Source organism: Bradyrhizobium sp. HKCCYLR20261 (genome assembly GCF_051168435.1).
Lineage (GTDB): Bacteria > Pseudomonadota > Alphaproteobacteria > Rhizobiales > Xanthobacteraceae > Bradyrhizobium.
In genome coordinates, this window is sequence record NZ_JBNPUZ010000016.1 from 151,047 (window position 1) to 157,898 (window position 6,852).

Genomic DNA, 6,852 nt, shown 5'->3' on the forward strand with positions numbered 1-6,852 from the left:
ATGTTAAGGGTAATTGGGGGGCGGGCCGGTCAGTATCCCTTAACCATCCCGCCTTAGGTAAGCGTTTCCTCTCTCTTCCGCCGGACGGGCCGCAAGAGGGTATCTGAGTAAACGCTCGTCGACGGGGTGGGCTGCATCTTGCTGTCTGTTTTCGCGCGCCAATCTGTTTCGCTCTCGCGGGCGAGCTGGAAGGCTGGATGCCAATACGGGCTGGCGGCTCTGCTGCTGCTGGTGGGCGCCGGATCCGTGCATGACGCGGCCGCGCTCAATGAAACCAAGACGCTGTCCTTCCACCACACCCATTCCGGCGAAGACCTGACCGTCACCTTCAAGCGCGAAGGCCGTTACGACGAAGACGCGCTGAAGAAGCTCAACCATTTCCTGCGCGACTGGCGTACCCAGGACGAGACGGTCATGGACCGCCGCCTGTTCGACATCCTCTGGGAAGTCTATCGCGACGTCGACGCCAAGCAGCCGATCCAGATCATCTCGTCGTATCGCTCGCCCGCCACCAATTCGATGCTGCGCCGGCGCTCGGCGCATTCCGGGGTGGCCCGTCACAGCCAGCACATGCTCGGCCACGCGATGGATTTCTACATTCCCGGCGTGCCGCTGGAGCAGATCCGCTTCGCTGGCCTGCGCCTGCAGCGCGGCGGCGTCGGCTTCTACCCGACCTCCGGCTCCCCCTTCGTCCATCTCGACACCGGCAATATCCGTCACTGGCCGCGCATGACCGCCGACCAGCTCGCCCGCGTCTTCCCGGACGGCAAGACCGTCCATGTCCCGAGCAATGGCGTGCCGCTGAAGGGCTATGAGCTCGCCAAGGCCGAGATCGAGAAGCGCGGCAACGGTGACTCGGCGTCCTCGGGCGGCTCCAACCTGTTCGCGCGGCTGTTCCGTGGCCGCCCCGCGGAGGATGACGAGGAGTCCGGTGAGAGCGACAGCAAGTCCGACGCCAAGCCGGTCCAGACCGCCGCGCTCTCTGCCAAGGCAACAGACAAGTCGGCCGACAAGGACGGCCGCAACGCCGAGAAGTCGGCGGACGGCAAGGCTGCCACCACCCGCGGCAAGATCGCCAACGCCCTGCAGCTCGCCTCGGCCGACGCGCAATCGGCTGCCCAGCCGGTCGCCGCCAAGGTCGAGCAGAAGCCGGAGACCACCAGCGCGATCAATCCCGCGCCGCGCGAGGGCGGCCCGCAGAGCGTGGCCGACATCATCAATTCGCGCGGCTTCTGGGGTGACAATCCGAGCCAGCCGAAGCAGGCGACGCCCGAGCAGGTCGCCGCCATCACGGCGCGGCGCGCGCTGTCGGCGATCGACCGGCCGGAGAATGCGAGCCTGATGCAGGCGATGGCCTTTGCGCCCGCGCCGGCCGAGCGTGGCAATGGCGCGGCGACGACGGCGATCCCGGTGAAGAATTCGCGCCCGGCGACCCGCAGCGTTGCGCCTGCACCTGAGACCACAGCCAAGAGCGGTTCGAGCCAGGACGGCCTTGTGACGGTCGCGACGCGCATGTCGGCCGCGAAGGGCCCCGATTCGACCTGGATGCGGGCGATCATGCTGACGCCCAGCGCGTCGTCGTCGATGTCGGTGACCAAGATGGGCGACGCCGATCTCACGGTGATGCGCAGCTACTTCCTCAAGCCGCAGACCGCGCTGGCGATGAGCTTCACCGCCGACCCGACGCCCGGACTGAGCTATGACCAGTTCACGGGACCTGCGATCATCAAGCTCGAAACCAAATCCCTCACGATGAAGGCTGCGGCGCTGCGCTGACCCCGCAGGCACCGCCGCCCCGCGCAAAAGCGTGGCTTGGCCGGCCGTCCTTCCAAGACATCATCCCAAAAACAAATGCCCCCGTGAGGGGGCATCGTCCGAGCCGATAGGAGGACGCTCAGAGCATGCCGAGCGCCTGCATGTAGGTCTCGAGGATGCTCTCCTCTTCCTGGCGCTCGTTCGGATCCTGCTTGCGCAGGCGGATGATCGTGCGCAGCGCCTTGACGTCGAAGCCGTTGCCCTTGCTTTCCGCGTAGACGTCCTTGATGTCCTCGGAGATCGCCTTCTTCTCCTCCTCCAGCCGCTCGATGCGCTCGATGATCGACTTGAGCTGGTCTACGGCAAAGCGGGTCGCGGGCGAGTCGTCGTCCTTCGCGGCAGCGGAGGTGGCCATCTGATACTCCTGAGTGGAACTCGGTGTCCGGTTTCGGTGAGAGCGCCCGTCAAACCCGAGCGCGCGTGTTGGGCGCGACCCTCAAATCTGGCGTGCCCTGCGTCAAGGCAACATCGGCCTCATCCACAGCGCGCTCACATGTTGTTGGGCTCGATACGCCGGAAGACCCCCACATCGGCCACGTCGCTTGCGTTTTTCGGCGCGCGCGCACAGCCGCCGATTCGCGGGCAAGCCGGCAGGCTCAATGTCCGGGATGCACCTTCTTCATGGTCTCGATCTGCTCGGCGCTGGCCTCGCGCTGGTACTTCGTCTTCCACTCCTCGTAGGGCATGCCATAGACGGCCTCGCGGCTCTCATCCTTGGTCATCGGCGCCCCCTTGGCGTCGGCGGCATCCTTGAGCCAGTTCGACAGGCAGTTGCGGCAGAAACCGGCCAGATTCATCAGATCGATGTTCTGAACGTCGGTTCTGGTCCTCAAATGCTCGACCAGCCGGCGGAAGACGGCGGCTTCGAGCTCGGTCCGGGTGGTGCTGTCCATGGTCATCCTCTGTTCCCTGTTCCGCGCTGTGACGGATGTCTGCTATATAATGCGGCTTCGTCGCGGGTTTGGCCATATCGCAGCACCGTCGGGAGGACGAGGCGCGCGATCGCAGCGTGTCTTCACCATCCATCGCCGCGGACGGTCGCAGCCAAGTCACGCGACATCAATCAATGTTGGATATAGCCTCGCGCAATGATCCCCAAAACCTTCCCTCTCCTGCATCGCATTCCCCGCCGTCCCGGTCTCGGACTGCTTTCGCTGCTTGGTTTGGCCGCGCTCTGTCTGTCATCCAGCCCGGCGGCGGCCGACTTCCGGCTGTGCAACAACACCTCGAGCCGGGTCGGGATCGCGCTCGGCTACAAGGACGCGGAAGGCTGGACCACCGAGGGCTGGTGGAACGTGTCGTCACGCAGCTGCGAGACCCTGCTCAAGGGCACCCTGGTGGCGCGCTATTATTACATCTACGCGCTCGATTATGACCGTGGCGGTGAATGGTCCGGTCAGGCCTTCATGTGCTCGCGCGACAAGGAATTCACCATCAAGGGCACCGACAACTGCCTCGCCCGCGGCTTCGACCGCACCGGCTTCTTCGAGGTCGACACCGGCGACCAGCGCGCCTGGACGGTGCAGCTGACCGAGGCCAATGAGCAGCCGGCGCAGCAGCGCGTGCCCGGCATTCCCGGAACGTTAGGGCCTGGCGGCAACATGCCGGGCCTGCCCAACGGACCACAAGGAGCGCCGCCCGCGGCGGTACCGGCGCTGCCGCCGGGGCAAGCGCCGAAGCCATGAGGCGACTGCGCCGCATCAAGATCCTCGCCACGCTCGGCCCGGCCTCTTCGGACAGCGCGATGATCCGCAAGCTGTTCGAGGCCGGGGCCGACATTTTCCGCATCAACATGAGCCACACCCCGCACGACAAGCTGCGGGAGATGGTGGCGACGATCCGCGCCGTCGAGTCCAGCTACGGCCGTCCGATCGGCATCCTGGTCGACCTGCAGGGACCGAAGCTCAGGCTCGGCACCTTCGCCGGAGGCCCGGTTCAGTTGAACAACGGCCAGAGCTTCGTGCTCGATTCCGACAAGACGCCGGGCGATGCGACGCGGGTGTATCTGCCGCACCCGGAGATTCTCGCCGCCCTGCAGCCCGGCCACGCGCTGCTGCTGGACGACGGCAAGGTCCGCCTGATCGCCGAGGAGACCACCCCCACCCGGGCCGTCACACGCGTCGTCATCGGCGGCAAGATGTCGGACCGCAAGGGCGTCAGCCTGCCGGACACCGACCTGCCGGTCTCGGCGATGACACCGAAGGACCGCGCCGACCTCGATGCCGCCTTGAACACCGGCGTCGACTGGATCGCGCTTTCCTTCGTGCAGCGCGCCGACGACGTGCTGGAGGCCAAGAAGATCATCCGCGGCCGCGCCGCCGTGATGTCCAAGATCGAGAAGCCGCAGGCGATCGAGCGGCTCAACGACATCGTCGACGTCTCGGACGCGCTGATGGTGGCGCGCGGCGACCTCGGCGTCGAGCTGCCGCTGGAGCGCGTGCCCGGCCTGCAGAAGCAGATGACGCGCTTGGCGCGCCGTGCCGGCAAGCCCGTGGTGGTCGCGACGCAGATGCTGGAGTCGATGATCCAATCGCCGGTGCCGACCCGCGCCGAGGTCTCCGACGTCGCCACCGCGGTGTATGAAGGCGCCGACGCGATCATGCTGTCGGCCGAATCCGCGGCCGGAAAATTTCCGGTCGAGGCGGTGTCGACCATGAACCGCATCGGCGAGGAGGTCGAACGCGACGCCGTCTATCGCTCGGTGATCGCGGCCCAGCGTCCCGAGCCGGAATCGACCGCCGGCGATGCGATTGCCGAAGCTGCGCGGCGGATCGCCGAAAATCTCGACCTTCCCGCGATCATCTGCTGGACCTCGTCCGGATCGACCGCCGTGCGCGTCGCGCGTGAGCGGGCCAAGCCGCCGGTGGTCGCGATCACGCCGAATCTCGCCACCGGACGCCGGCTGTCGGTTGTCTGGGGCGTGCATTGCGTGGTGGCCGAGGATGCACGCGACCAGGACGACATGGTCGAGCGCGCCGGCTCGATCGCCTTCCGCGACGGCTTCGTGCGCGCCGGACAGCGCGTCATCGTCGTCGCCGGCGTTCCGCTCGGCACGCCCGGCACCACCAACATGGTGCGCATCGCCTATGTCGGGCCGTCGAGCGACGCCCAGATCTGACGATCAGTTGGCGCCGTGATCCGGCTTGAGGCCCGCGGTGGATGCCGCGGGTCCCGCGGCCGAGATCACCGGACAGGCCATGATGTCGGTACCGTCTGCAGCTTGAATGCGTTCGCAGGTTCTTGAACCGTCGAGCTTGAGGTCGTAGTCGCCGAGCACGTCGAGCCGCGGCGGATTGTCGGCTGGGCTGTCCGCATAATACAGCGCCCATATGCCGCCCGGGAGCGGCGCGGCGAGGCCATCGCGGACACGGCGGTCGAGGATTCCCCCCGGGACAATCGGCACCACCAGTTCGGACAACTGATAGACGCGCGAGCCTCGGGGCACGAACGAGGTGACGTAGCCGAGCGGCTTCTGCAGCAGCAGGAATGTCGCCGGCTGTTGCAGCGGCTCGGCCAGTTGCGGCCGATAGGGATCCGACCACGGCCGCCGCATCCAGTCGGTCGGCTGCGAGGCCAGTGCGATCGCGAGCGCCGTGGCGATCGTCACGGCCTGCATCACTCGCGGCGACGGCGAGGCAACCGTCCGCCCGCGCCACGCCTCGACGAGCCGAATGAGCAGCAGCACGATCAGCGGCGCCGCCAGCAATTCAAGCGGCATCAGATAGCGCTGGATCGAGAAGGCCAGCATCCACAGGACATAGCTGACCCAGAAGAAGATGATCAGGCGCCGCTCGCGCAGCGCCAGCACCTCGCGCCTCTGAACGACGCCTGTCGCCACCAGCGCGATCAGCAGCACGATGACGATCGCGAAGCGCGGATCGCGGAACGACCATTCCGACGACGGATGGATGCCGACCACCCAGTAGAACGGGTAGGCCAGCGCATCGAGCAGCCCCTGCGGCATGAAGCGCGTGTCGACGATCGAGACCAGCGGCGCTTCCGGCGAGCGGAAGATCGTATTGTAGAACGGAAACAGCGGACTGCCGAAATCGCGCGCCATCTTCCATGCCCAAGGCCCCGCGGTCACGATCACGCCGGCCGCGCTGGCCGCGCCGAACGTGACGAGTGCGCGCAGCGGCTGTGCCACGAGCAGCAGCGAGACGCCGGCGCCGATCAGGAACGTCGCATTGGTGAGCTTCAATCCGGTGGCCGCGCCGATGAGAAGGCCCGCGAGGAGAAGATGGCGTGCGCGCACCTCGTTGTCGTCGCGCTCGAACATCAGCGCGAGCGCGGCCAGGATCGGGATCGTCGTGACGATGTCCGCAAAGCTCGTGCCGACTTCGGACAGCGCCATCGGACTGAGCGCAGCGATGAGCAGTGCCGCGCCGAGCGTGACCGCATCGGCGCTCCGCTGCAGCAGGACCCGTGTGACCCAATACACCGCAGCGAGATTAAGCCCATGCAGCGCGCCGAGCGCGATGCCCCACCACGGCGCAGGCAATGAATGCCTGACGACGTAGGGCAACAGATAGATCAGCGGATTGAGGAAGCTCTGGAAACCACCGGGCGCGACGTCGACATCGAAGCGGCCGTTGACCAGCGCGAAGCCAGCATAGTCGTGGTAGTTCTGCCAGTCCCAGTTGATATCTTCGCCAATGAAATAGGCATAGAGGGCGCCGGCCACTACCGATCCGGCGATGACCAGCGGCGTCGCCAGAGGCTTGCGTGCGATCGGCATCGGCTGAGGAAGCACCCGGATTGAGGCAAGGCGCGCTGCTGCGCGCGCCGTCCTTACCATCGCCGGAGCGGGTGAATCCTTGCTTAAACGCGGGCGCGCATCGATGCCTTCGCACACCGACGAGAGCTTGTTGCAATTGAGTGGAAACGCATCATGCTCTCAGCCCTACCTTCCCGGCGAGGACGACAGCAGGCGCCGCGATCTCAGTCTCACCCTCCCCTAGAGGGCAGGGCAATCGCATGTGGCGATCGCCGTTTTGTGCTCGTCTCTCTCCACGTCGTCATGGCCGGGCTTGTCCC

General features: G+C 66.4%; 6 protein-coding genes. 3 read left to right on the forward strand and 3 right to left on the reverse strand.

The window, feature by feature from the left end; genetic code table 11:
- The first annotated feature begins 138 nt into the window (after positions 1–138).
- On the forward strand, positions 139–1,776 hold the full coding sequence (locus ACQR1L_RS28260) for a DUF882 domain-containing protein (RefSeq protein WP_434861192.1): 1,638 nt from the start codon (positions 139–141) through the stop codon (positions 1,774–1,776).
- Between the two features lie 118 nt (positions 1,777–1,894).
- Here ACQR1L_RS28260 and ACQR1L_RS28265 read toward each other — a convergent pair whose 3' ends face one another.
- Together ACQR1L_RS28265 and ACQR1L_RS28270 are read right to left on the reverse strand one after the other, a co-directional pair.
- Positions 1,895–2,170: a DUF2312 domain-containing protein gene (locus tag ACQR1L_RS28265; protein ID WP_434861193.1), complete on the reverse strand. Its 276-nt coding sequence runs from the start codon at positions 2,168–2,170 to the stop codon at positions 1,895–1,897.
- A gap of 241 nt (positions 2,171–2,411) precedes the next feature.
- The gene (locus ACQR1L_RS28270; RefSeq protein WP_434861194.1) at positions 2,412–2,714 is read right to left on the reverse strand and encodes a DUF1244 domain-containing protein; all 303 of its coding nucleotides are present in this window, start codon (positions 2,712–2,714) and stop codon (positions 2,412–2,414) included.
- Between the two features lie 189 nt (positions 2,715–2,903).
- Between ACQR1L_RS28270 and ACQR1L_RS28275 the strand changes: the two genes are divergently transcribed.
- Together ACQR1L_RS28275 and pyk are read left to right on the forward strand one after the other, a co-directional pair.
- Entirely contained in the window at positions 2,904–3,500 is a 597-nt protein-coding gene (locus ACQR1L_RS28275; RefSeq protein ID WP_434861195.1) for a DUF1036 domain-containing protein, read from the forward strand.
- Positions 3,497–4,933 carry a pyruvate kinase gene (gene pyk / locus ACQR1L_RS28280; protein WP_434861196.1) on the forward strand — a complete coding sequence of 479 codons (1,437 nt, stop codon included), beginning with the start codon at positions 3,497–3,499 and terminating at the stop codon, positions 4,931–4,933. Before ACQR1L_RS28275 ends, pyk begins: the two co-directional genes overlap by 4 nt.
- 3 nt (positions 4,934–4,936) lie before the next feature.
- Here the strand turns inward: pyk and ACQR1L_RS28285 are convergent, their stop codons facing one another.
- Positions 4,937–6,553 carry a glycosyltransferase family 87 protein gene (locus tag ACQR1L_RS28285; RefSeq protein ID WP_434861200.1) on the reverse strand — a complete coding sequence of 539 codons (1,617 nt, stop codon included), beginning with the start codon at positions 6,551–6,553 and terminating at the stop codon, positions 4,937–4,939.
- Positions 6,554–6,852 lie beyond the last annotated feature (299 nt).